The organism is Gordonia sp. PvP123 (assembly GCF_040547295.1).
In the GTDB taxonomy this organism is placed as follows: domain Bacteria; phylum Actinomycetota; class Actinomycetes; order Mycobacteriales; family Mycobacteriaceae; genus Gordonia; species Gordonia terrae.
Map to the genome: position 1 here is coordinate 420,427 of NZ_JBEPPN010000003.1, position 22,986 is coordinate 443,412.

Sequence of the window (22,986 nt, forward strand, 5' to 3'; positions counted from 1 at the left end):
CCGGTGTCAGATGTCGACGCCGCGCACCGCGGCGTTGATTAGGGCGTGGGCGACGGACTGCCCGTCGAGCGCACGGCTTGTGCGCCGGGTCGCCTTCCATCCCTCAGCGGTTCGGACAAACCGCCAATGATGTGCGGTCGCACGATGAACTCGAAACCCGCTGTCCTGCGACAGGATCAACAGCGAATATCCGGCTGCCGTCGCCTCGTCACGGTTCACGGTCACGTGGACCGGCCCCTGGAAATGAGCACATCCACCAGCGATGAAACCCTGGTGCGTGCGGGATCTCACCATCGCGACGATGTCGTCGCGTCCCTGCATGTACAACCCGTCGACGTCGTAGACACCGTCGGGCGTCCAGAGCGCTGCGACGGCATCTGCGTCTCCGCTGTCGACGAGCGGTCCGTACGAGGCCACTAGTCGAGCGACGTCCCGCTCGTCCTCCATGAGGCGCAGCCTGGCCTCGATCGCTGACAAACGATCCTCATGCGAGGTCATGCGAATCCTCTTTCCTCGTATTCGAGATCTCGCCACCCGGCAGATCATGCAATTCGGCCAGTGCAGCCAACTGTTCGATGTAGTGATCGGCGGAGGAGGCCGCGATGGTCACTCCGACGACGGTGGCACCGGCGGCCGATGCCGCAGCCACCCCGGCTCGAGCCCGGTCCGGGTCTGCGGACGGATCCATCGTGCCTGCCGGCAGGATCACCTCGAAGTTCTTCGGCAACGTGACCGAGTCGAGCATCTCTCGCAGCCGCGAGCGACTCAGACCGAACGGCACCCACCCGTCGCCCAATTCCACCGCGCGGCGCAACGACCTTTTCGTACGGCCTCCGATCCAGATCGGAACGTCACTCTGCACCGCATGGGGATCGATGAGCATTCCGCCGAAACGGTAGTGAGTTCCCTCGTACCGCGGTTCGGATTGCGACATCGCGACCCGAAGCGCGCGCAGCGCATCGTCGGCGAGTTCGCCGCGACCGCTGAAGTCGGCTCCGAGTAGCTCGAACTCCTCACGCAGAGAACCCACTCCGGCGCCCAGCGTGAGCCGGCCACCGCTGATGGCATCGAGGGTTCCGTACCGCTTCGCGATCTCGAGCGGATGGTGATAGCCGAGCACCAGAACCTGCGTCAGCAACCGGATACGACGAGTCCGTGCAGCGATGAAACCGAAGGTGGCCAGCGGATCCCAATAAGTCCCCCCTCGGACGGCCGCCACTTCGGTCGGCACAGCCACGTGCTCGCTACAGGTCAAGTACTCGAACCCGAGATGGTCGGCCGCCGCGGCGATGTCGGCGAGCTCGGCGATTCCCGCTGACGCCTCCCATTCCCCGGCGACTCCGGGCACCTGAGTGACGATCGGGCTGGTGATCCCGATTCGCACCGCTCAGACCTGGGCCTGAGCGGATTCGGTATCGGCCTTCGCCCTCTGTGGGAACAATGTCAACATCCGCTCGTGCTGTTTGAGGATCAGCCCCCGACGGTCGGGACCGTTGATCTGCTCGACACGAGACGCATTCCCACCTGCGACCCACACCGGACCGTCGGCGAGGTGGGCGAGTCCTTCGCGCGCCACATCGTCGGGTTCGCTGACCTTCATTGCCCCACCGAGATTCATTCCGGCGCGTTCCATCGCTGGCGTCCGGGTGACGCCGAGCACGAGTTCGAGCACATCGACGCCGTGGTCTCGCAACTCCAACCAGAGCGACTCGGCAAAGACCCGACCGAAGGCCTTGACGGCGCCGTAGATCGACAGATGCTTCCCGCCCAGGTAGCCGCTCATCGAGCCGACCAGCAGCAGACCGCCACTACCCCGCGCACGCATCTTGGCACCGAAGTAGTGGACCAGCGTCAGCTGCGCCGTGATGTTGAGGTCGATCACGTCCTGGAAACGACCGAGGTCGCCGTCGACGAATTCGCTCCCATAGCTGTTCGCGCCGGCGTTGTAGACAAGCAATCCGACGTCCAGATCCTCGGTCGCAGCGAAGATCTGACCTATCGAACTGGACTCCGTCAGATCGAGGGACAGTGTTCGCACCTCGACCCCGCGCGTCCGGACCGCCGCGGCGGCCTCCTCCAGCGGACCGGGCTTGCGTGCGATGAGCACGAGATTGATCCCGGCGTCGGCGAGTTGATGAGCGAACGAGGCGCCCACTCCTTCAGACCCACCCGCGATGACCGCCCATGGCCCGTACCGTGTCGGATCCAGCGCATCCGACCCGTCGGTTGTCGTGATGTTCATCGTTCTCCTGTTCACTTGCCTACAGTCGTTCGTCCGTCAGCGCCGCTCGCCCGGATCACCAGGGCGTTGGGCGGCCTAGTCGAAGTGTCACCAATCGGCAAAAGGCACTATGGCGCCCAGCGACATACATGCCAGTGTCTGCACCGTCGAATCGTCTCGGTCGAAACCGTGCCCGGCGTCGAATTTGTTGTGTGAATGACGTATTCGATCGGTTGTGGAGTCGAGATCACCATCGATGTACACAAGCCGAATCCGCATCGAACCCTCTGGGTCATCGGAATCGGTCCGAGGACGCATGGTGATGTTCTGATGGTGACTGAAGGTGAACGTCCAGACACCTGCCACCCCGGCGAGATCGAGCAGTTCGGGTATCAGGTCACGATCCTCGGCGGCATGGTGTTCATGTGCGAGAGCACCACGCGCATCCTCGAATCGGGTGAGCGCGAGGTGAACGCCGCGATTCGGACGAAACGGCAATGCCTCAGCCGAAACGAGCGCCGATGGTGCCGCGTAGCCCTTGACCGGCCGAAAGAACCCCAACAGTGGTCGTTGAACACCGGGTATCAACGGCCCGCGCCCCCACTCGAATGAATCGGCTCCGAGCCGATTCCATTCCGCGACGGACTCTTCGACAGGATTGTTGAACCAGTACATGGCGACGTAGTCAACCGAGCCGAATGTCGCGGTCGCACCGTCGATATCAGGCTTGTGAGACCACCGTTCTCCCCAAGCCACCCCGGGGAGCGCAAGGTTCTCCGGCCGGTGGTCCATCAAGTGCCACCGGTTGTAATTCCGATGGTTCTCGGGGGTGTTGTCTTCAAGGTGGACGAAGGAGAAGAACGCCAGCGGGGATCGGTTCATCATCCCGCTGCTGCACTCATCCCGGCGCGTCGTCCGAAGAAGCTTCCGTCCCCGAGACTGGCACCACTCGCATAACCACCGGCACACACGCCAGACGTGCACCGCCCGGCTGCGTACAACCCCGGTATCGGCGCCCCCGACACGTGGAGAACCTCGGAGTCGGTCGATGTCTTGAGCCCGCCGAGCGTGAATCCGCCCATCATTCCGCGGAGATCGTATGCGGCAACAGGTGTCCCGATGGGCTTCAACCACTGCGGTTTCTTGCCGAACAACGGATCGGTTCCGTTCGCGGCGTGCGTGTTGTTCAGATCGATCGTCGCGGACAAGGACCCAGACGGCAGGCCGATCTCGGACTCGAGTTCGCTGACACTCTCGCACACCCATTTCGGGGTGGCACGCATCATCGCACTCGTCGAATCCGTGGTCAGCGCCTCCTCATACGACGCCTCGTCGATGATCACGAAGGCCTCGCCCCCTTGGTTCAACAGCGTCGCCTGCCCGATCCGGCCGGGGTAGGTGTCCTCGGTGACGAAACGCTGACCCTGCCCGTTGACGAGGATCCCGCGGGCCATCAGTTGCGGGTCGCAGAAAATTGCCACCTCGGTCGCGTCCATGTGCGCGGTCGCCGCGCCGAGTGCTTGACCCAACAGGATTGCGCGACCGTCGTGACTCTCGATCGAGGCCGCGGGACGCCCTTCGATATGCGGCGCGTGGTCGCGCAGCATCGTGTTGTCGTAGGCGAAACTCCCGGTCGCGAGAACCACACCCCGCCGGGCTCGAATGGCCTGATCCGCACCGTAGTTCCTGGCGATCACGCCGACGACTCGCTCGTCGTCGTCGATCACGAGCGATTGGACGCGATTGTCGTAAAGCGTTCGCACGCCGAGTTCTTCGACAAGCGCAAGCAACGGTTCCATCAACATGTATCCGCCGGCCTGTTCACTGTCCGCGGTCGCCGCACGACGTGGGAGATGGCCACGGGGCGCGGGCGGAATCGTGGCGTCGAACGGCGCGGCGTTCTCTCCGCCGGAGAACATCAACCCCTCGCCGTGGGGCGGTTCCCAGCCGGGCTCACCCCAGAATGATTCGTCGAACACCACACCCGCGTCCACGAGCCAGTTGTAGTGCTCGACGCTCTCCTCGCAGTAGACATCGACTTTGGCCTCGTCGACGCCAGGTCCGAGTGCGGCTTTCATGAAAGCCTTCATGTTCTCGACCGAGTCCTCGAATCCCAGTGTTTTCTGCAGGGCGGTGCCGCCGCCGAGGTAGATGAAACCACCGGACATGGCGGCGGCTCCCCCTCCGCCACCGAGTCGTTCGAGCGCCACGACCTCGGCGCCGGCACGAGCAGCCTCGATCGCTGCTGTGGCGCCGGCGACGCCGAGCCCGGCGACGACGACATCGGCTTCCAGCGACCACTCGACGTCAGATGCCGAGACCGGCCGGAGTGTGGGATCTGTCATGTGAACCTCCTCGATGAGTTGCTCGTTATTCACTCATCGAACGGTCCACATCTGCTGCTGGGATCCCGAACAGTGGGAGGCTGTCAGTATCGTTCTGGCTGAATATCTTTCACTCGATCAAGATGAGCCGGCGCGAGCTCAGACCCCGGCATTCGCGTCCTGCTTCTTCTTGAGCTCGAGCGCAATGTCGATGAGCTGGTCCTCCTGGCCGCCGACCAGTTTGCGGCTACCCGCCTCGAGGAGGATCTCCGCGGCCGAGACGCCGTATCGTTCGGCATGACCCTCGGCGTGCTTGAGGAACGAGCTGTAGCAACCGGCGTAGCCCATCATCATCGCCGACCGGTCGACCAGGCACTCCGACGGCATCGCCGGACGGACGACATCCTGTGCGGCGTCGGCGATCTTCATGAAGTCGACGCCGGTGGTGATGCCGAGCTTGTCGCACACGCCGACGAATGCCTCGGTGGGCGTGTTCCCGGCGCCGGCACCGAATCGACGGATCGACCCGTCGATCTGCTGTGCACCGGCACGAATCGCGTTGACCGAGTTGGCAACCGCGATGTCAAGGTTCTCGTGACCGTGGAACCCGACCTGCGCGTCGTTGCCGAGCTCGGCCACCAGGGCCTCCACTCGCACCGTCACGTCCTCCAGGACAAGAGCACCTGCGGAGTCGACGACGTACACGCACTGGCACCCGGCGTCGGCCATGATGCGGGCCTGCTTGGCGATGACCTCCGGCGGCTGGCTGTGGCTCATCATCAGGAAGCCGACGGTCTCCAGACCGAGGTCACGGGCGAGTCCGAAGTGCTGGATCGAGACATCGGCCTCGGTGCAGTGCGTGGCGATGCGGCAGATCTGACCGCCGTTGTCCTGCGCGGCGCGGATGTCGTCCTTGGTGCCCAGCCCCGGCAGCATCAGGAACGCGATCTTGGCGCGCGTCGCGGTCTCTGCCGCCGCCTTGATCAGGTGTTGCTCAGGCGTTTTCGAGAAGCCGTAGTTGAACGACGACCCGCCGAGACCGTCACCGTGCGTCACCTCGATCACCGGAACACCAGCGTCGTCGAGTGCGCCGACGATCGCGCGCACCTCCTCCTCGGTGAACTGATGGCGCTTGTGGTGGCTGCCGTCGCGCAGCGACGAGTCCGTGATGCGGATGTCGAGGGTGTCGGAGTACTTGCGCGCGCTAGCCATCAGCTTCGGGTCGCGCGGTGTCAGAACCACATTGGTGCTCATGCGGGGACTCCCAACTTCGTCTTTGCGATCTCTTCGCCGACCTTCGTGGCGGCGGCGGTCATGATGTCCAGATTCCCGGCGTACGGCGGGAGGAAGTCCCCCGCGCCTTCGACCTCGACGAAGATCGAGACCCGCGCGAAACCGCCGTTGAGGACGCTCGGCGGGTCGAACTGGGGGTCCTGCAACAGTCGATAACCCGGCACGTATGCCTGGATCTCTTTCTCCCGTCGGTGAATCGACTCGGCGATCGCATCGATGTCCGCATCCTCGGGGATGGCGCAGAAGATGGTGTCACGCATGATCATCGGCGGGTCGGCCGGATTCAGGATGATGATCGCCTTGCCGCGCTGCGCGCCCCCGATCGTCTCGACACCCGCCGAGGTCGTCGCGGTGAACTCGTCGATGTTCGCGCGGGTGCCAGGACCGGCCGACACCGAGGCGACCGACGCCACGATCTCGGCATACGGCACCGGCACAATCGAACTCACCGCGTGCACCATCGGGATGGTCGCCTGCCCACCGCACGTGATCATGTTCGTGTTCGGCGCATCCAGATGCTCGCGGAGGTTGGCCGGCGGCACCACGGCGGGGCCGACAGCGGCCGGGGTGAGGTCGACGGCGATGATGCCCGCCTCCTCGTACTTCGGCGCGTACTCGCGGTGCACATAGGCCGAGGTCGCCTCGAAAATCAGATCCGGACGCTCCGACGACGCCAGCAGCTCGTCGGCGCCACCGCTCATCGTGATCAGGCCATGATCGGCCGCGCGCTTCATACCCTCGGAGGCGGCATCGATGCCGACCATCCAGCGGGGCTCGATCACCTCGGAGCGCTCCAGCTTGTACATCAGGTCGGTGCCGATGTTGCCCGACCCGATGATCGCTGCGGTCAGCTTGGCTGCCACGGGTTCCTCCTCTTACTCGATAAAAGTTGTTCGTGTCTGGTGGGATTCAGCGACACTTCGTGTCTAGGTGAAGTCGAGCGTGACGCTGCCCAGGCCGGCGAACTCCGCCACGAAGTGATCGCCCGACGAGATGTCGATGGCCCGCGTCGCGGTGCCCGGGAGGATCACGTCGCCCTTGCGCAGGCGCACTCCGAAGCCCTCGACCTTGCGCGCGAGCCAACTCACGGCGTTCAGCGGATGGCCCAATACCGCAGACGAATTGCCCTTCGCGACGATCTCCGAGTTGCGCGTCAACGTCGCCTCGATGTCACCGGTGTCGATCTCGGAGATCGGGACGCGTTGCTGACCGAGAATCCACCCACACGACGACGCATTGTCGGCGATCGTGTCGCAGAGCGTGATCTTCCAGTCCTTGATCCGGGAGTCGATCAACTCGATCGAGGGCACCACCCAGGCCACCGCGTCGATCACGTCTTCGTTGGTGCAGCCCTCGCCCGGCAGGTCCTCGCCCAAGATGAAGCCGACCTCGACTTCGACGCGCGGAAAGCAGAGCTTCTTGGCGTCGATCGGGGTGTGTTCGAAGTACTGCATGTCGTCGAGCAGATGGCCGTAGTCCGGTTCGTCGACGCCCATCATCTTCTGCATGGCCTCGGAGGCCAGGCCGACCTTGTGCCCGGCGACCTTGGCCCCGGCGTCGAGTCGCTTGCGGATGTTGATCAGCTGGATCTCGTACGCGTCGACCACATCGAGGTCAGGATGGGCGTCGGTGGGCCGGTCGATCGCGGTCGCCGACGCCTCCGCCCGCGCCAGGTCGGCAGCGATCTGCTCGCGAATCGCCTGGTCAACCGCCATTTCGCCTCACTCTCGTACACCTGGGGAACGCTCACCACCGCAGTCGCGCGCAAGCGCATCACTCAATTCTAGAACACGTTCTAATATTCCGACATCCCGTTGCACCGGATCCGGGTCGACGTGACGATGCTGATTCCACTACGTCTGTGCGCGAAGTAGGCCGGTGAGTCCATTCAGCGGGACCGTCGCCGCCACCGTCAGACCGCCACCGCGCCCTCGGTTCCCATGTATGCGCGCTCGATTCGCGCCGGTTCGGCCTGCAGGGCCGACGCCGAGTCGTCGATGACCACGTTCCCGTGCACCACCACGGCCGCGGTGTCCGCGACGTTCAGAGCCAGGTGCACATGCTGCTCGACGAGGACGACTGCCATCCCGGTGTCGGCGGCGAGGCGCCGGAGGACCTCGAGGATCTCGTCGACGATCACCGGCGCGAGCCCCATGCTGAGCTCGTCGATGAGCAGGACCTTCGGCCGCTGGACGATGGCACGGCCGATCGCGAGCATCTGCTGCTCGCCACCAGAGAGTCGCCCCGCGTCGATCTTCAACCGCTTCTCGAGCGAGGGAAAGTACTCGATGACCTGGTCCACAGCCGCGGCTCGCCGACTGCGCTCCCGCACAGCGAGTCGGAGGTTCTGCACAGTCGACAGCTGCCGGAACAACGCGCGGTCGTCCGGCACGAGGACCATCCCGGCACGAACCGCGTCACGTGGACGTCCACCGGCGAGAGAGGTCCCGTCGACCTCGATGTCACCGCCGAACCGCGGCAGCATCCCCGCCAGAGCCAGCAGCAGAGTTGTCTTTCCCGCACCGTTCGGACCGAGCAGGCACCGGATCTCGCCCGCCTCCACCGTGAGGTCGACGTCCCGCACACACGGACGCTGCTTGGTGTATCCGGTTGTCAATCCCGTGCAGTGCAACGCGCTCACGACAGGACCTCCTGGGTGCTTGTGGTCTGGGTTGCGCCGTGCAACTCCGGGATCGCTTCGTGCTCGGCATCCACCGCGCCACCTGGTATCCCGAGATAGGCACGGATGACAGCATCCTCGGTGCGGATCTGCTCGGGCGTTCCGGTCGCGATGACCTTGCCGAGGTCGAGAACCACGACGCGGTCGCAGATCGACAGGACGAGGTCCATGTCGTGGTCGACCATCAGGATCGAGGTCCCGGCGTCGCGGGCCATCCGCAGCCGTTCGCCCAGCCACTGGCTCTCCGAGGAGTCCAGCCCGGCAGCCGGCTCGTCGAGCAGCGCGACCTTCGGCGATGCCGCGAGAACTCGTGCCACCGAGACCAGCTGGCGCCGGCCCTGGGAGAGGGTGGCGACCTCGGCGTCGGCCATCTCGTCGAGCCCGACCATCTGCAACACCTGCGTGACCCGACGTTCCACCGGCACGTCCGAACGGGACCGGCTCGCGCCGACGGTGACGTTCTCGGCCACCGAAAGATCGTCGTACAGCTCGACGTCCTGGAAACTCCGACCCAACCCGTGCCGACTGCGCACGTGCGGGCGCAGCGTGCTGATGTCGTGGCCCCCTAGTGTGACCGCACCGGTGGATGGCGCGAATCCGGTCACCGCATCGATGATCGTGGTCTTCCCGGCGCCGTTCGGTCCGATGAGTCCGACGATCTCTCCCGGATAGACCTCGAACGACACGTCCTCGGCGGCGACCACCGCGCCGTAACGGACACCGACACCGGCCACCGCGAGAACCGGATCGGTGCGGTCGATCGACGGCGCCGCATCACCTGAGGTCGCGGATCCGGCGGCAACCGACACCTCGTCGGCGGCCCGCCGCCGCAGCGCGGGCAGCGCCGGCCAGGGAATGTGAGGCAGCCGGCTCGCGATACCGTCCGGGTTGGCCATCACCGAGACGATCAGCAGGATTCCGCTGATCAGCGTGTAGTACTCCCCGATGTCGGCCGCACGGTCGAGGACGATGTACAGCAGACCGCCCGGTGCCATGAGGCCGGCCAGGATCCCGCCGGTGATCGAGGTGATGCCGGCGATGTACATGACCGCGAACAGACTGATTCCCAGGAACACCGTGAACGACTCGGCGGTGGCGAGGGTCTGCTGGTAGCCGAGCAGGGAGCCGCCGAGGCCGGCGATGAACGCGCCGATCCCGAAGGCGGCCAGCTTGGTTCGCGACACATCGATACCGGTTGCCGCCGCCGACCGCTCGTTGGCGCGGACGGCCAGCATGTCGGTCCCCAGTGTGCTGCGTCGCAGCCAGGCCACACCGAGCCCGACGAGAACGAGCACGATCAGGCACAGGACGCCGAACGCGAGGCGGGGGTAGTTCTCCCCGGCACCGATCCCGAGGTCGATCCCGAGGAACCACGGGGTGTCGATGGGCGCGCCGGTGACCCCGCCGTTCAGCGAGGGGTTCCGGAACCAGAACGCCTCCAGGAACACCGCGAGCGCGAGCGTCACGACGGTCAGCGGTAGGCCGCGGACGCGCAGGGCCGGCAGACCGACGACGACACCGAGCACGGTGGCGACGACCGCCGCGATGATGGGCGCGAACGGGAACGGGATGCCGAGGTGGGTGTTGAGAACCGACAGGGAGTAGGCACCCACGCCGGCCAGGGTCAGCTGGGCCAACGACACCTGCCCGGCATAACCGGTCACGACCACCTGGGACAACGCGACGACGGCGAAGATGATGCTGGTGATCACGGCCGCCCGATAGCTCCCGGTGGTCAGCATCAAGGCTATGACGGCCAATGCGATCGACACCAGTGCGGGGAGGACGATCCGCTCCGGACGGGGCGCCCGGCCCAGTGCCTGGCGCACCACCGCACCGCGATCGGGTAGCGGCCGCCCCTTCACCACCAGGAAGCCGAGGATGAGGATGAGCGGGATCGCTTCGGAGAGACCAGTTTTCGGAATCCAGTCGAAGGTGTTCTGCAGATTGGTCGCCTCGGACTGCAAGGCGCCGATCGCGATCCCGGCGATCACGGTGAGCCAGATGGACGAGAAGTTGCCGACGAGCGTCGCGGCGAGCGCGGGAACGATGAACATCGTGTATGCAACCGGATTCAGCGAGACCAGCGGGGCGATGAGGATGCCGCCGAGGCCGGCCAACACCGAGGACAGTGCCCAGTTGCTGAACGCGATCTTGTCCGGCGACAGTCCGGTCAGATAGGCACCCTTCTCCGATTCGGCCGCCGCCTCGGTCGCGACGCCGAATCTGGTGTACCGAAAGGCGAGTGTGGTGACGATCGCGAGACCGACGACGCAACCCGCGAGCCACATACGGTCGGTTGGCGCGACGCCATCGCCGATGGGGATGGTCTTCATCGGGAAAATCGGTTCAACCAGCGGGATCTGCGTGCCGACCCGCTGGGCGATGACCGCCTGCAGGACGATCATCAGACCGATCGAGGCCACCGCCTTGGCCACCACCGAGGCATTGCGCATCGGCCGGAAGATCAAGGCGTAGCAGAGCACCCCGAGAACAGCGGCTATGACGAGCGCGATCGCCATGGCCGGAACCACCCCAAGTGGTCCACCGAGGTGAATCGACTTGAGGAGGCCCGGGATCGGGACCATCAGCTCCCCCGTCCTCAGCAGGACGTAGGTGTACGCGGTGTACAGGGCAACCGCGCCGGTCGCGAAGTTCACGACGCCGGAGCTCTTGAAGGTCATCACGAGTGCGAGCCCGATGGCCGCGTACACCGCGCCGTTGCCGAGGCCGAGTACGAGATAGGAGAGATGGTCAGTCATGTTGTTTCCTTCTGCCCAGACGCTTACGCGGCCGGCTTCTGTCCGGCGGCCTTCAGGTCGACCGGGACACCCTGATCGTTGATCGTGCCGTAGAGCGTCTGGCTCGCGCACAGTGTCGGCATCTGCGGGAAGGCGGACCCGTTGCAGGTGAAGGTGACTCCGCCACCCGCGGGCATCTCGACGTTCTTGCTCGCCTTCAGGGCATCCGCGATGGCGGCTGCGTTCACCTCGCCCTGGATACCGTCGGCAGCACGGACTACGCCGAGAACAACCTGGTAGCCCGAGGATCCGGCACCGGTGATCGACAGATCGGGTGCGTACTGTTCGAAGACGCTCCGGTAGAGGACCGAATCCGGATCGTCGGAGAGGTAGTCGGTCGCGGTGATGCCGATGTTGCCCTTCACGGCGTCGAGACCGACGACATCGGTGACGTTCGGGTCCAGGCAGATCGGGTTGAGGATCTTCTTGATCGTGGGGTTCTGGGTCTGGACCGACTTGAGCACGGCAGCGCAGGTTGCCGCATCCGCCACGACGCTGATTCCGTCGGGCTTCTCCGACAGTCCGGCCGAGACCATCGGGGTCGGGTCCGGCACGCCCAGCGGGATCGGCACGACGTTCAGATCGATGCCCATCGCCTGAAAGATCGGATCACCCATCTGGCGGATCACGTTGCCGATGCCGCCACCGTCGCTGGCGAAGATCGTGACCTTCTTCAGATTCTCACTCTTCGCGCCCGTCGCCGTGGCGGTGAGCGTCCCGGGGAGTCCGGCGGAGAGAGCCGAGACACCCGGTGAGGTGAGCTCGGCGGCGGAGACCGCGTTGAGCGTCACGTACGGGATCTTGGCCCCGGTGACGATCGGGACGATCACCTGCCCCATGGATGTCCCGGGTGACAGCACGGCTGAAACACCCTGCTCCACCAGCTCGTTGGCGCATTTGGTGGCCGAGGTGGGCTCCTCCTGCTGCTTGCAGACGACCAGTTCGACCGGGTGCCCGGCCAGGCCCCCGCCGTTCTGGTTGACGTATTCGACTGCCGCTTCCGCGCCCTGCCGGTACTCGGGCAGTGAGACCGCGGCACCGCCCTCGGCGGAGATGAAGCCGATCTTGACAGGCGTGCCGTCGGCCGGGTCGGCGGGCAGGGACGTCGTCGCCGCCGACGGTGCGCTGCTGCTCGAGGAATCGTCAGTGCCGCATGCCGTCAGGCCGACCACGCTCACAACCGCGAGCGCGCTCAGGCCGGCCACGGCTCGCCGATGGCGAGTCAGTCCACCGAGTTTCATAACAGGTACTCCTTCACAGAACTGCGAGGCCCGCGCATCGGATAGGACATCCCACACATCGGCTCCCCCCGCGTGATTCGCATCACCCTCCGGGTGCAAGCAGTGAATTATGAGCGCACGCGGTGGCGTTGCGGAGACGGCAGTTCCCGGTGACCGGGACATTCGTCGCCCAATCCGGTCGGCACCTCCCGACGACCCTCTGACCTGCACAGAAAGTCGCCCCGGTCCGTGGGGGCCGGACCGGGCGGTTGATGAACCGAACGAACGACCTCCGGTGTCAGCGGTACGGCGTGAATCCCCGGAACCGCCGGGCATAACCGATCAGTCGCCGGACCGGCACCGCCCGCGGCCAGTCCGCGGCCCGGAAGTACGCGTCCGAGCCGCCGTCCACGAAAATCACGCTCCCGCAAAGGAACTGCGCGGAGTCGGACACCATGAACAGCACCCAGTCGGCAAGCTGAGCGGCATCCCCGAAGCCGCCGATCGGAACCGGGAAACTCCGGATCGCCTTGGCCTCGGTGGGGGTCGCCAGCTGCCGCTCGAGAAGGGGGGTCAGGATCGCGCCCGGCGCCAGTGCGTTGAGCCGTATGCCGGCACCCGCCCAGTCGCGGGTGGCAGCCGCGCGGCGAACCCAGTGACTGACCGCGATCTTGGAACCCGCATAAACGATGGGCGCGGCCTGCTTGCCGAAGATCCGCACCGATCGGCACACCTTGTCGATGTCGCGCTCGGCGAACGCCGCGAGGGTACGCGAGGGCACCGCGGGGACGGTTGTGCTCGAGTTGCTCGAGAACACCACGACTTTCGCCTCATCTGCGGCGGCCAGCGCGGACCGCCAACCTTCGAGAAGTTCTACGACGCCGAGGTAGTTGACCTCCGCAATCAGACGGAGCCGTTCTTTGCCGGGCGTCGGCCCCAGACCCGCGGAGAGTACGGCGCCGTCGAGCCGTCCATCTGCTGCCGCCAAGACGTCGGCGATCGCCGTGTGCCGCCCATCCGCGGTGGACAGATCCGCGATCACATCGGCGTCGACGCGGTCGACACCGATGACCGTATGCCCCTGTGCGCGCAGCTTTTCCGTGACAGCACGGCCCATTCCCGACGCCGAACCGGTCACCACGTAACACTTCACCGCTCGTTCTCCCATCGCTTGTTCCTCCGTCTCGATGACGACGACATCGCGCCACCACCTATATTTGACACACTAAGACAAAAATGGTCTGCTCGGTGGGTGTTCCCCCTCGACGATCCGCCCTCGCCGCCCTCCTCGGGCGGCCGGCGCGGCCGCGGGCGGCCGTCGGTGATCGACTCGGGAGCCGTCGCGGAAGCAGCGTTCAAGCTGTGGCGTGAGCGGGGGTTCGCCGAAACGAGCTGGGCCGACCTGGCCGAGGCCACCGGGGTGAGCGCGCGAACGCTGCTGCGCCACTTCCACACCAAGGCCGACATCGCCTGGATCGGCGTCGCATACGCCACCGAACGGCTGCGAGGGGCTCTCGAGAAGACCTCGGCCGCAGACTCCCTCGCCGATGCGATCCGCACCGGCGTCGTCAGTTCGGTGTCGCATCACCCCCGCGTGCAGCGCGTCAATCCGGCCTGGTTACGGCTGATCGCCGACGAGCCGGAGCTCCTCGCGATGGCACCCCGCGCCTATCGCCCCTGGATCGACGAACTCGCCGCCTTCATCGGCCGGCGAGTGCCGCACGCTCCGCCCGCGATCTGCCGCGCACTGGCGTCGACGTACCAGGCCGCCGCGTTCGCCGCTCTCACCGAATGGGCCGATTCCGGCGCGAACGGGGACTCCGCGGACGCGGTCGACGCGATGCTCGGCTGGATCGACATCCGCATCCCGGAGAACCCGAGCGGCGCGTGAGGCCTCAGCCCCAGTCCCAGTCCAACCGACACAAGGAAATCCCGATGCCCGACATCGCGTCCCCCGTTCCCGCGACGACCACACCGGATCCACTGGCCCCGGCCCGCCTGGGTCCGGTGTCGATGCGCAACCGCATCATCAAGTCCGCAACCTTTGAAGGCGTCACCCGCGATGCACTGGTGACAGACGAACTCATCGACTTCCACGTCGCCGTCGGACGGGGCGGTGTCGGCATGACCACCGTCGCCTACCTCGCCGTCGCACCGGAAGGACGTACCGAGCGCGACCAGATCTACTGGCGGCCGGAGGCGCTGCCGGGTCTGCGACGGCTGACCGAGGCGGTGCACGCCACCGGCGCCAAGGTGTCGGCCCAGATCGGGCACGCGGGACCGGTGGCCAACTCGCGGTCCAACGGACTGCCGTCCATCGCACCGTCGGCCCGGCCGAACCCGCTGGCGATGGGATTCGACCGTGCCGCCACCGAGGACGATATCGTCCGGGTCATCAAGGCACACGGGGATGCCGCACGCATGGCCAAGGACGTCGGCTTCGACGCGGTCGAGATCCATCTCGGTCACAACTACCTCGCGAGTTCGTTTCTCAGCCCGAACATCAACCGCCGCAGGGATTCTTGGGGTGGCTCGCTGTCCAATCGCGCCCAGTTCGCCCGCCGCATCGTCGCCGAGGTCGGCGAGGCGGCCGCCGGGGAGGTCGCCGTCATCGCCAAGATGAACATGGCCGACGGCGTACCGGGCGGGCTGTGGCTCGACGAATCACTCCGGTTCGCCCAGATGCTCGAGGCGGATGGACATCTCGACGCGATCGAATTGACCGGCGGATCGTCTCTGCTGGACCCGATGTATCTCTTCCGGGGCGACGTGCCGATCCATGCGATGGCCGAGACACAGTCGGGCATCGTCAAACTCGGCATGAAGATGTTCGGCCGGTTCGTCTTCAAACAGTACCCGTATCAACCGCTCTACTTCCGCGACCACGCGCGGCAGTTCCGCGAGGCACTGACCATGCCTCTCGTGCTCCTCGGCGGGGTCACCGATCATGACGGCATGACCACCGCGATGCGCGACGGCTTCGAGTTCGTGGCCATGGCGCGCGCACTGTTGCGCGAGCCCGACCTGATCAACCGCATCCAGAAGGATCTGGCGACGACCTCGCTGTGCATCCACTGCAACCTGTGCGCGGCGAGCATCTTCACCGGCACCAGATGTCCGCTGGTGGTCGACGCGGGGGCCTGAACCCGGCCGCGTCCGGCGCCGATTCTGTGCAGGACTTTCGTGAGCTGTTTCACATCGGTTACGCTGTGTGGCACACTTCCTAATAGAAATAGCCACGTCAGGGCGATGCTGCCCGGAACAAGGAGCGACGGTATGTCCATCTCGAACGAGATCGCCGACGACGCCCCGTCAGCGCCGAGCGCAATTCTCGATCGGTTGTCGCTCGTCCTCGACGCCTTCGACGGCCGGGACCGGCTGAGTCTCGCCGAGATCGTGCTCCGGACCGGCCTGCCGCGATCCTCGGCGCACCGGATGCTCGAGCGGCTCGTCGCCCTGCGGTGGCTGAGCCGAGACGGCCGCAGCTACAGCCTCGGTATCCGGCTCGTCGAACTGGGATCGCTGGCCGTTCACCAGGACCGTGTGCACGCCGCGTCGACCGAACACCTGCATCAGCTCTATCGGACGACCGGCATGGTTGTGCATCTGGCCGTCCTGGACGGTGACGATGTCGTCTACCTGGACAAGATCGGCGGCCGGTTGGCCCCCCTCGTGCCCACCCGGATCGGGGGTCGCCGGGACGCACGCCGATCGGCGCTGGGACGGGCGTTGCTCGCCTACACCGGGCACCGGATGCCCGGCGCCGATCTGATACTCGAGCATGGAATCGCTTTCGAGCGCAACGAATCCGTCAGCGGGTTCGGTTGTATAGCCGCGCCGATCGGACCGGTCGGCGAGGCGACCACAGCGGTCTCGGTGTGTGGGCCCCTGCGCGACCTGGTGTTCGATTCGACGATGATCACCCCGGTACGCCTGACCGCCGGCGCCATCTGGCGCAGCATGTGCGACGGAATCCGGGTCACCCCGACTCTTCAGCGGCGCAACCTGATGCGGTCAATGCCCACAGCGGCGCGAGTGCTCGCCGAGGGGTGACCACTGCGCCGCCACGCGGCGTGACCCGTCAGGCGGGGTGTACGGAATCGCCGGTTCCCGAATCGGCAGGGACGTCACGCCACACGCCGGGATTCCTGGGGATCGGCAGTCCCCGATCGTCGTGGTCGGCGGACGACTCGAATCGCTCGGCGGCAGTGTCGATCTCGTCCAACAACTCCTGTGCGAGCTCGATCTCGGACTGGTAGTAGCGCTGCGCCCACCGCAGGCTCATCTGGGAGAAGGCCCAGCCGGGCTCGGCGTCGGAGTGTTCGGCGTGCAGCGCAGCCCGGTCCGCGGCTTCTCGGAGGTTGGCGATGTGGGCACGCACAACGCGTTTGAGTTCTTCAGCCGTCTGCAGGTGTCCCATGTAGAGACGCAGCATCACACTGTGTTTCAGCACGGGGATCTCGACGTCGGCCGAACGAGACCAGCTGCGCAGCGCCTCGAGACCCCTGTCGGTGATCCCGTAGACGCGCCGACCGCGCACACCCTCGTCGGACACCTTGCGCGACACGACCAGCGCCTGGTCTTCGAGCTTCTTCAGCTCGGCGTACACCTGACTCACCGACGGGCTCCAGTAGAAGAAGCCGATACTCCAGTCCGCCCACTTCTTGAGATCGTTGCCGGTCAATTCCTCGCCGAACGACAGCATGCCCAGCACCGCCCAGCTCGTCGCCGGCAGGTTCGGATGGGGATCGTCGCTCACCAGGCGAGACTATCAACGGGACGACCGTGATCAGTCGTCTGCTTTCCCGGCCACCGGGAGCGCACTGCGCCCGATCCGCTCACCTCCCGGCTACCGGGAGATCGACCAGCAGGTCGTTCACCCACCCGATACCGTGATCCTCCATGAGCGACCGAACCATCTTCGTTGTCGATCAGGTCGTCCTCAAACCCGGTGCGGCACGCGACTTCGTCGATGCCTATCTCGATGAATACGCACCTGCCGCCACGCGCCGGGGGTTGACCTTGGATCGGATTGTCGTCAGCCCACCGGTATGGCTCGACGACGCCAGCAACACCGTGACCGCGACCTGGTCGGTGCAGGGACCACGTGATTGGTGGCAGACCATGGTCGCCGCCCGGCACGACCCCGCTCCCGCACAGTGGTGGACCGACAAGGCGCCGATGATCGTCGAGCGTTCACGATCCATGGCGGCCGACGTCGGCGACGTGGAAGGACTCTGCGATGTATGAGCTCACCCGACTTGTCCACCTGACGGACCCGCACGACCCACAGGCGCTCGACGAGATCGTCGAGCGCGTGTCCGCCGCCGCCTCGGCAACAGGTGCGCGCAGGACGCTCGTGTCGCCGACGCTGCCCGGAGTCCGCAACGGCGGAGACCTCGTCGTCCACCTACAGTTCGATTCCGAGGAGGAGTGGCGGCGGGGCCGCGCCGACGTCGATCGGGCGACCTCAGGAGCATCGGTCGCTCGTGTCAACTCGGTCGAGTATCACGGTGCGAACACCCGCCTGCCCGGGACTTCGGGACGTCGGCAGCGGGCGGGCCGCGGACTCGTCTACCGCACTCTGCTCCTGCGCGTGGACGAGACGGCGTCGGATCAGCAGGTCGACGATTTTGAACGCGCACTGCTGCGCATGCCCCGGTATATCTCCTCGATCCAGGCATGGCAGCTCAGCCATGTGACCGAGGCGGGCGGCGACGCGCGATGGACGCACGTCTGGGAACAGGAGTTCGCCGACGCCGATGGCCTGCTCGGCCAATACATGGACCATCCGATCCACTGGGCGTCGGTGGATGCGTTCTTCGACCCCGAGAACCCGCGGTGCATCGTGAGAGAGCGTGTCTGCCACAGTTTCTGCGTCGCCGACGAATCGGTGGTGGCGCCGGCCGAGCTGGCGGGTACGGCGGATTCCGCGCGGTAGAACGTCGAGGCGAGCAAGCGCCCCACGGGAGGTCCCGTGGGGCGCTTGCTGTCTCCGCCCGAAGTCATCAGCGCGTCAAGAACGCGAGAACCGCTGATTCCCAGGCCTTCTGCTGCTCGATCATGACCCAGTGGCCGCAGTTGGGGAAGATGTGGACCTCACCGAGGGGCAGCGTCCGCATCGGGATGATCGACATGTCCACGGGGCTGACCCGATCGTCGCGCCCCCAGGTGATCAGGGTCGGCACCTGGAGCTTGCGCAGGTTTGCCCAGCCGGGTGTCGCGTCGGAGGTCCGCATCGCATCGGACATTCGTTGCAAGGCTGCCGAGCCGTACATGGCGCGCGAGCCGGCCAGCGTGTCCGGGTCCGTCGCCTGTTCCCACCTCTCGTCGATCATCTCCTCGGTGATCAGCGAGCGGTCGTAGACCATCGAATTGAGCCAGGCGACCAGCGATTCGCGGGTCGGGTTCTCGACGAACTCGCTGAGACGGATGATGCCCTCGCCCGGCTGCGGGCCGTACAGATTGGTTCCGGCGCCGCCGACGGTCACCAGACGCTCGACGCGATCCGGCGCGTTCAGCGCGAAGTCGGTGGCGATGAACCCGCCCATCGAGTTGCCGATCATGCGCACGCGGTCGAGACCCAGTCCGTCGAGGAAGGCCGTGACCGCGGTCTGCGCGGACATCATCGGATGGGGAGCCCCGAAGCTGTCGCTGACCCCGAATCCCGGTAACTCCAGCACGAACGTCCGGAAGTGGGCCGCGAGCGCGGGGACGTTCCCGCGGAAGTTCCGCCAGCCGGTGACTCCGGGGCCCGATCCGTGGAGAAGAACCAGGGGCGGGCCGTCGCCAGCCTCGCGGTAGCGCAACACACCATGTTCGGTGGGCAGCTCGAGGAGCGCGGGGGCGGTCTGGTCTGGGGTTCGGGTATCGCCGTTGATCGTCATCAGACGAGCGTGCCACCGTCATGTCGGCACGACGAACGCCGTTCCCGTTCAACGGCACACGCGGGGACAGTCCCTGCAGCCGCGTCGAAGACGACGCCGGGCCTCAGTGCAACCGCGGGAGCTGTTCTGCCGTGGGTAGTTCCAGCACGGACTCGGTCAGTCGGTGGTCGACGACGGCCTGATCTATCGTCCGGCGCAGCTGCTCGCACTGGCGCGAATGCGATCCGAAGACATCGGAATCCGCCAGCGCGGCGATGAAGGGACACTCCCGGGAATCGAAGGTCCATTCGACCGATGTGTGTGCCGCACTGAACTTCTCGACGCGTACGACCCGGGCGCAACCCCTGCAGTTCAACGGTGTCATCGTCACGGTGTTCCCCTGTTCTCCCTCAGCCCGCATGTGCCGCGGACAAGCGTCCGTACTGACCTCGGAAAAACAGCAGCGGCGCCTGGTCGGAGGCGTGCAGGTGACGAACCCTGGCCACCACGATCGTGTGATCGCCCGCCTCGTGTTCGTTCTCGATCTCCGCTTCGATCCAGGCCAGGGTCCCGGTCAGCACCGGCGCGCCCGAGGGTGACGGGTCCCAGCTCAGGCCGCGGAACTTCTCGGTTCCACGCGCAGCCAACTGACGACAGATGTGCTCTTGCGACTCCGCGAGGATGTTGATGGTGAACCGTCCCGACGCTCGGACGAGAGGCCACGATGAGCTCGTCTGCGCGACGCAGAACGCGACCAGCGGCGGGTGCAGCGACACGGAGGTGAACGAATTCGCGGCCAGACCGGTGGGCTCCCCGGTTGACGGGTGCACGCCGGTCACCGCGACCACACCGGTCGCGAAGTGGCCGAGTACCCGACGCATGAGCTGCCCGTCGACCTCCGGGAGGCCCGCCCCGCCGTCGGTGTTCGTGCGTACCGCCTGATCCGGAACTGATGCCATCACACCCATCTCCTCGTCGACACCGCTGTGATGGCGACCATAGTTCCCGCGATCGTCATGCGCGCCCTGATTCCCGTTGGCCGGGACGGACAGGCGAGCCGCCGAGATCGCTCGACTCTCGAGCCCGTCCCACTGGTCAGGAACCCGTCTTGGCCCGACCTCCGTGCCCTCGTAGCTTTACCCGGAGCCCTCCTCTGCGGAGGACCGTCCCCTGGGGCCGAACATCCTGTCCGCCAGGGGAACAGAAACAACACTGAGCAATCACGGGGTCGGAACCGAGAGGAAACAATGGGAACGCTCGATGGCAAAGTAGCCTTCATCACCGGCGCTGCACGAGGTCAGGGCCGCAGTCACGCGATCAAACTCGCGAGCGAGGGCGCCGACATCATCGCGATCGACCTCTGCGCGCAGATCTCCACTGTCGAGTACGCGATGTCGACGCCGGACGATCTGGACATCACGATCAAGGAGGTCGAGGCCGCCGGCGGCAAGATCGTGGCCTCGCAGGGCGACGTCCGTGACCCGGAGGCGGTCTCGTCGGCACTCGCACGCGGCGAGGAGACCTTCGGCCGGCGCGTCGACATCGTGCTCGCGAACGCGGGCATCATGCCTCTGGGCGTCAACGTGAACACCCATGAGGCATTCCTCGATGTCATCGACGTCAACCTCAACGGCGTCCACAACACGGTCGAGGCAGCTGTGCCGAGCCTCCTCGAGAACCAGGGCGGGTCGATCGTGATCACCAGCTCCAGCCAGGGCCTCAAGGGCACCGGCGGCATGGGTGGGGTGAACGCGGCCTACACCGCCGCCAAGCACGGCGTGGTCGGCCTGATGCGCAACTACGCCAATTGGCTGGGCCCGCAGAACATCCGGGTCAACACCATCCACCCCACGGGTGTCGCCACCCCGATGATCCAGAACCCGATCATCGAACAGTTCTACAGCGATCCGAACGCCGACTTCGACGCGGTCCGCAACCTCATGCCGGTGCCGTTCATCGATCCGATCGACGTGTCCAACGCGATCGCCTTCCTGGTCAGCGACGCCGGGAAGTACATCACCGGTGTGACCTTCCCCGTCGACGCGGGCTTCAACGCGCGCTGACACTCTGCACACCGAGAAGGGCCCCGATGATTGGTGGCGGATTCTAGGGGTCCTCGCAACACCGGTTGGTTAGACTGGCACAAGTAAATCACGCAGACGCTCGGCTGGGGTTCTCCAGTCGAGCGTTTTGCGTGGTCGGCCGTTGAGTCTGTGGGCGACGAGTTCGAGGTCCTCGGCGCTGTGTACCGACAAGTCGGTTCCTTTCGGGAAGTATTGGCGCAGTAAACCATTGGTGTTCTCGTTAGAGCCGCGCTGCCATGGTGAATGCGGGTCGCAGAAGTAGACCGACACACCGGTGGTGACGCTGAACTGCTTGTGCGCCGCCATTTCACAGCCCTGATCCCAGGTCAACGACCCCCGCAGATGCTCGGGTAGAGAACCGATCAGCGGGATCAGCACGTCGCGAACCTCCTCGGCTGCATGCCCGCCAGGCAGATGCCCGAGCAGGACGTAGCGAGTCGTGCGTTCGACCAGCGTCACGATGGCCGATTCCGAACGGGTACCGACAATCAGGTCACCCTCCCAGTGGCCCGGTACCGCCCGGTCCTCGACCTCAGCCGGCCGATCGGAGATCATCACCATCTCGTCGACAAACCGGGCTGCGCGGCGCTCTGGAGACCGGCGAGGCTTACGACGTGTGCGTCCGGTGCGCAACGCGTCGGCGACTTCACGGCGCAACCCGCCGCGGGCCTGAACGTAGATCGCCTGGTAGATCGTCTCGGTACTCACTCGCATTGCCTTGTCATCGGGGAACTCGACGATCAAAGCGTGACAGATCTGTTCGGGAGACCACTGCTGGGCAAGTTTGTCACGGACGTAATCCCGAAGCGGCCCAACGGTGACGAGTTTGGACTCCTTCGGCCGTAAACACGTACTCGCCCAAGCCGTTTGAGCCCGACAGGGACGGTATACCCCTGACACCGAGTACGCATCGATCTCGCGTTTGATCGTCGACGCCGCCCGCCCCAACCGGCGTCCGATCTCGCGCAACGAGTCGCCGCCACGGTGCATATCAGCGATCTGTTCACGCTCAGACAAGCTCAGGAACCGAGGATGCAGCTGGGCGTCGATCCTGGCCACCGACGGCCGTTGCCCCGCTGAGTCGTACGTCGTCATACCGGTCTTGTAGTCGATGCGGCGACCATCGGGATGAAGGCGCGCGTGAGCACGTTTGCGTATCCCTTGATCCCAATCCTGCGCAGTCCGGATATTGACGCCCACCTGCTGGGCGGCGTCGCGACGACGAACACCATTCGCCCGCAACTGGTCATAGCGAGCGCGCCCGGGATGCCCAGAGGTCCCCGGCTTGCCACGCCCGCGTAACCCGGCTCGACGGACCCAGCCAGACGCAGTACTGCGATTGACACCCACACAACGAGCGGCAACCGTGACACTCCCGCCTTCGCGATCCAGCGCCTCGAAGAACCGATCCTTCAACTCTGCAGAAACCACGATCCCCGCAACTCCCTGAAAGCCAGGGTGTTGCGGGGATCGCTAGAACCCGCCGGTCATCGGGGC

The 22,986-nt window shown here is 65.8% G+C and carries 23 protein-coding genes; 6 read left to right on the plus strand and 17 right to left on the minus strand.

Annotated features, from left to right (window positions below):
• Window positions 1–6: 6 nt before the first annotated feature.
• The 12 genes from ABIC25_RS07345 to ABIC25_RS07400 form a co-directional block, all read right to left on the minus strand.
• The gene (locus ABIC25_RS07345; protein ID WP_354560664.1) at window positions 7–498 is read right to left on the minus strand and encodes a nuclear transport factor 2 family protein; all 492 of its coding nucleotides are present in this window, start codon (window positions 496–498) and stop codon (window positions 7–9) included.
• Complete coding sequence (locus ABIC25_RS07350; RefSeq protein ID WP_354560666.1) at window positions 485–1,384, minus strand: LLM class F420-dependent oxidoreductase; 900 nt, start codon at window positions 1,382–1,384, stop codon at window positions 485–487. Before ABIC25_RS07350 ends, ABIC25_RS07345 begins: the two co-directional genes overlap by 14 nt.
• Window positions 1,385–1,387: 3 nt before the next feature.
• On the minus strand, window positions 1,388–2,242 hold the full coding sequence (locus ABIC25_RS07355) for an SDR family NAD(P)-dependent oxidoreductase (RefSeq protein WP_354560668.1): 855 nt from the start codon (window positions 2,240–2,242) through the stop codon (window positions 1,388–1,390).
• An 87-nt stretch (window positions 2,243–2,329) separates the two neighbouring features.
• Window positions 2,330–3,106, minus strand: a complete 777-nt coding sequence (locus tag ABIC25_RS07360) for a hypothetical protein (protein ID WP_354560669.1) — start codon at window positions 3,104–3,106, stop codon at window positions 2,330–2,332.
• Window positions 3,103–4,566 carry an FAD-dependent oxidoreductase gene (locus ABIC25_RS07365; RefSeq protein WP_354560671.1) on the minus strand — a complete coding sequence of 488 codons (1,464 nt, stop codon included), beginning with the start codon at window positions 4,564–4,566 and terminating at the stop codon, window positions 3,103–3,105. The genes ABIC25_RS07360 and ABIC25_RS07365 overlap by 4 nt, the downstream gene beginning before the upstream one ends.
• A 138-nt stretch (window positions 4,567–4,704) precedes the next feature.
• Window positions 4,705–5,799 carry a 4-hydroxy-2-oxovalerate aldolase gene (gene dmpG, locus ABIC25_RS07370; RefSeq protein WP_354560673.1) on the minus strand — a complete coding sequence of 365 codons (1,095 nt, stop codon included), beginning with the start codon at window positions 5,797–5,799 and terminating at the stop codon, window positions 4,705–4,707.
• A complete protein-coding gene (locus ABIC25_RS07375; protein ID WP_354560675.1) occupies window positions 5,796–6,701 on the minus strand; it encodes an acetaldehyde dehydrogenase (acetylating) in 906 nt (301 codons plus the stop codon). The genes dmpG and ABIC25_RS07375 overlap by 4 nt, the downstream gene beginning before the upstream one ends.
• Window positions 6,702–6,764: 63 nt before the next feature.
• Window positions 6,765–7,553: a 2-keto-4-pentenoate hydratase gene (locus ABIC25_RS07380; RefSeq protein ID WP_354560677.1), complete on the minus strand. Its 789-nt coding sequence runs from the start codon at window positions 7,551–7,553 to the stop codon at window positions 6,765–6,767.
• Between the two features lie 197 nt (window positions 7,554–7,750).
• Window positions 7,751–8,479 (minus strand): ABC transporter ATP-binding protein, encoded by a 729-nt coding sequence (locus ABIC25_RS07385; protein WP_354560679.1) that lies wholly within the window; start codon window positions 8,477–8,479, stop codon window positions 7,751–7,753.
• Window positions 8,476–11,280, minus strand: a complete 2,805-nt coding sequence (locus ABIC25_RS07390) for an ABC transporter permease subunit (protein WP_354560681.1) — start codon at window positions 11,278–11,280, stop codon at window positions 8,476–8,478. The genes ABIC25_RS07385 and ABIC25_RS07390 overlap by 4 nt, the downstream gene beginning before the upstream one ends.
• A gap of 23 nt (window positions 11,281–11,303) precedes the next feature.
• Window positions 11,304–12,560, minus strand: a complete 1,257-nt coding sequence (locus ABIC25_RS07395; RefSeq protein WP_354560683.1) for an ABC transporter substrate-binding protein — start codon at window positions 12,558–12,560, stop codon at window positions 11,304–11,306.
• A gap of 277 nt (window positions 12,561–12,837) precedes the next feature.
• Window positions 12,838–13,707 (minus strand): SDR family oxidoreductase, encoded by an 870-nt coding sequence (locus ABIC25_RS07400; RefSeq protein ID WP_354560685.1) that lies wholly within the window; start codon window positions 13,705–13,707, stop codon window positions 12,838–12,840.
• An 84-nt stretch (window positions 13,708–13,791) separates the two neighbouring features.
• Between ABIC25_RS07400 and ABIC25_RS07405 the strand changes: the two genes are divergently transcribed.
• From ABIC25_RS07405 to ABIC25_RS07415, 3 genes are all read left to right on the plus strand, one after another.
• Entirely contained in the window at window positions 13,792–14,430 is a 639-nt protein-coding gene (locus ABIC25_RS07405; RefSeq protein ID WP_354560687.1) for a TetR/AcrR family transcriptional regulator, read from the plus strand.
• A gap of 44 nt (window positions 14,431–14,474) precedes the next feature.
• The gene (locus tag ABIC25_RS07410; RefSeq protein WP_354560689.1) at window positions 14,475–15,683 is read left to right on the plus strand and encodes an NADH:flavin oxidoreductase; all 1,209 of its coding nucleotides are present in this window, start codon (window positions 14,475–14,477) and stop codon (window positions 15,681–15,683) included.
• A 132-nt stretch (window positions 15,684–15,815) separates the two neighbouring features.
• Window positions 15,816–16,592: an IclR family transcriptional regulator gene (locus tag ABIC25_RS07415; protein ID WP_354560690.1), complete on the plus strand. Its 777-nt coding sequence runs from the start codon at window positions 15,816–15,818 to the stop codon at window positions 16,590–16,592.
• Between the two features lie 28 nt (window positions 16,593–16,620).
• Here the strand turns inward: ABIC25_RS07415 and ABIC25_RS07420 are convergent, their stop codons facing one another.
• Entirely contained in the window at window positions 16,621–17,244 is a 624-nt protein-coding gene (locus ABIC25_RS07420) for a PadR family transcriptional regulator (protein WP_354560839.1), read from the minus strand.
• A gap of 197 nt (window positions 17,245–17,441) precedes the next feature.
• On the opposite strand from ABIC25_RS07420, the gene ABIC25_RS07425 reads away from it, so the two are divergent.
• Both ABIC25_RS07425 and ABIC25_RS07430 read left to right on the plus strand, forming a co-directional pair.
• Window positions 17,442–17,789: a hypothetical protein gene (locus ABIC25_RS07425; protein WP_354560692.1), complete on the plus strand. Its 348-nt coding sequence runs from the start codon at window positions 17,442–17,444 to the stop codon at window positions 17,787–17,789.
• Window positions 17,782–18,480, plus strand: a complete 699-nt coding sequence (locus tag ABIC25_RS07430) for a Dabb family protein (protein WP_354560694.1) — start codon at window positions 17,782–17,784, stop codon at window positions 18,478–18,480. The genes ABIC25_RS07425 and ABIC25_RS07430 overlap by 8 nt, the downstream gene beginning before the upstream one ends.
• A 67-nt stretch (window positions 18,481–18,547) precedes the next feature.
• On the opposite strand, the gene ABIC25_RS07435 is transcribed toward ABIC25_RS07430, so the two are convergent.
• The 3 genes from ABIC25_RS07435 to ABIC25_RS07445 all read right to left on the minus strand — a co-directional run bounded on the left by ABIC25_RS07435 (window position 18,548) and on the right by ABIC25_RS07445 (window position 20,364).
• Complete coding sequence (locus tag ABIC25_RS07435) at window positions 18,548–19,426, minus strand: alpha/beta fold hydrolase (protein ID WP_354560696.1); 879 nt, start codon at window positions 19,424–19,426, stop codon at window positions 18,548–18,550.
• A 103-nt stretch (window positions 19,427–19,529) separates the two neighbouring features.
• Window positions 19,530–19,790 (minus strand): hypothetical protein, encoded by a 261-nt coding sequence (locus ABIC25_RS07440; protein WP_354560697.1) that lies wholly within the window; start codon window positions 19,788–19,790, stop codon window positions 19,530–19,532.
• 25 nt (window positions 19,791–19,815) lie between these two features.
• Window positions 19,816–20,364 (minus strand): flavin reductase family protein, encoded by a 549-nt coding sequence (locus ABIC25_RS07445; protein ID WP_435529043.1) that lies wholly within the window; start codon window positions 20,362–20,364, stop codon window positions 19,816–19,818.
• Window positions 20,365–20,652: 288 nt separating this feature from the next.
• On the opposite strand from ABIC25_RS07445, the gene ABIC25_RS07450 reads away from it, so the two are divergent.
• Window positions 20,653–21,468, plus strand: a complete 816-nt coding sequence (locus ABIC25_RS07450) for a mycofactocin-coupled SDR family oxidoreductase (RefSeq protein WP_354560698.1) — start codon at window positions 20,653–20,655, stop codon at window positions 21,466–21,468.
• 69 nt (window positions 21,469–21,537) lie between these two features.
• On the opposite strand, the gene ABIC25_RS07455 is transcribed toward ABIC25_RS07450, so the two are convergent.
• Complete coding sequence (locus ABIC25_RS07455; RefSeq protein WP_435529050.1) at window positions 21,538–22,677, minus strand: IS30 family transposase; 1,140 nt, start codon at window positions 22,675–22,677, stop codon at window positions 21,538–21,540.
• Between the last annotated feature and the right edge of the window lie 309 nt (window positions 22,678–22,986).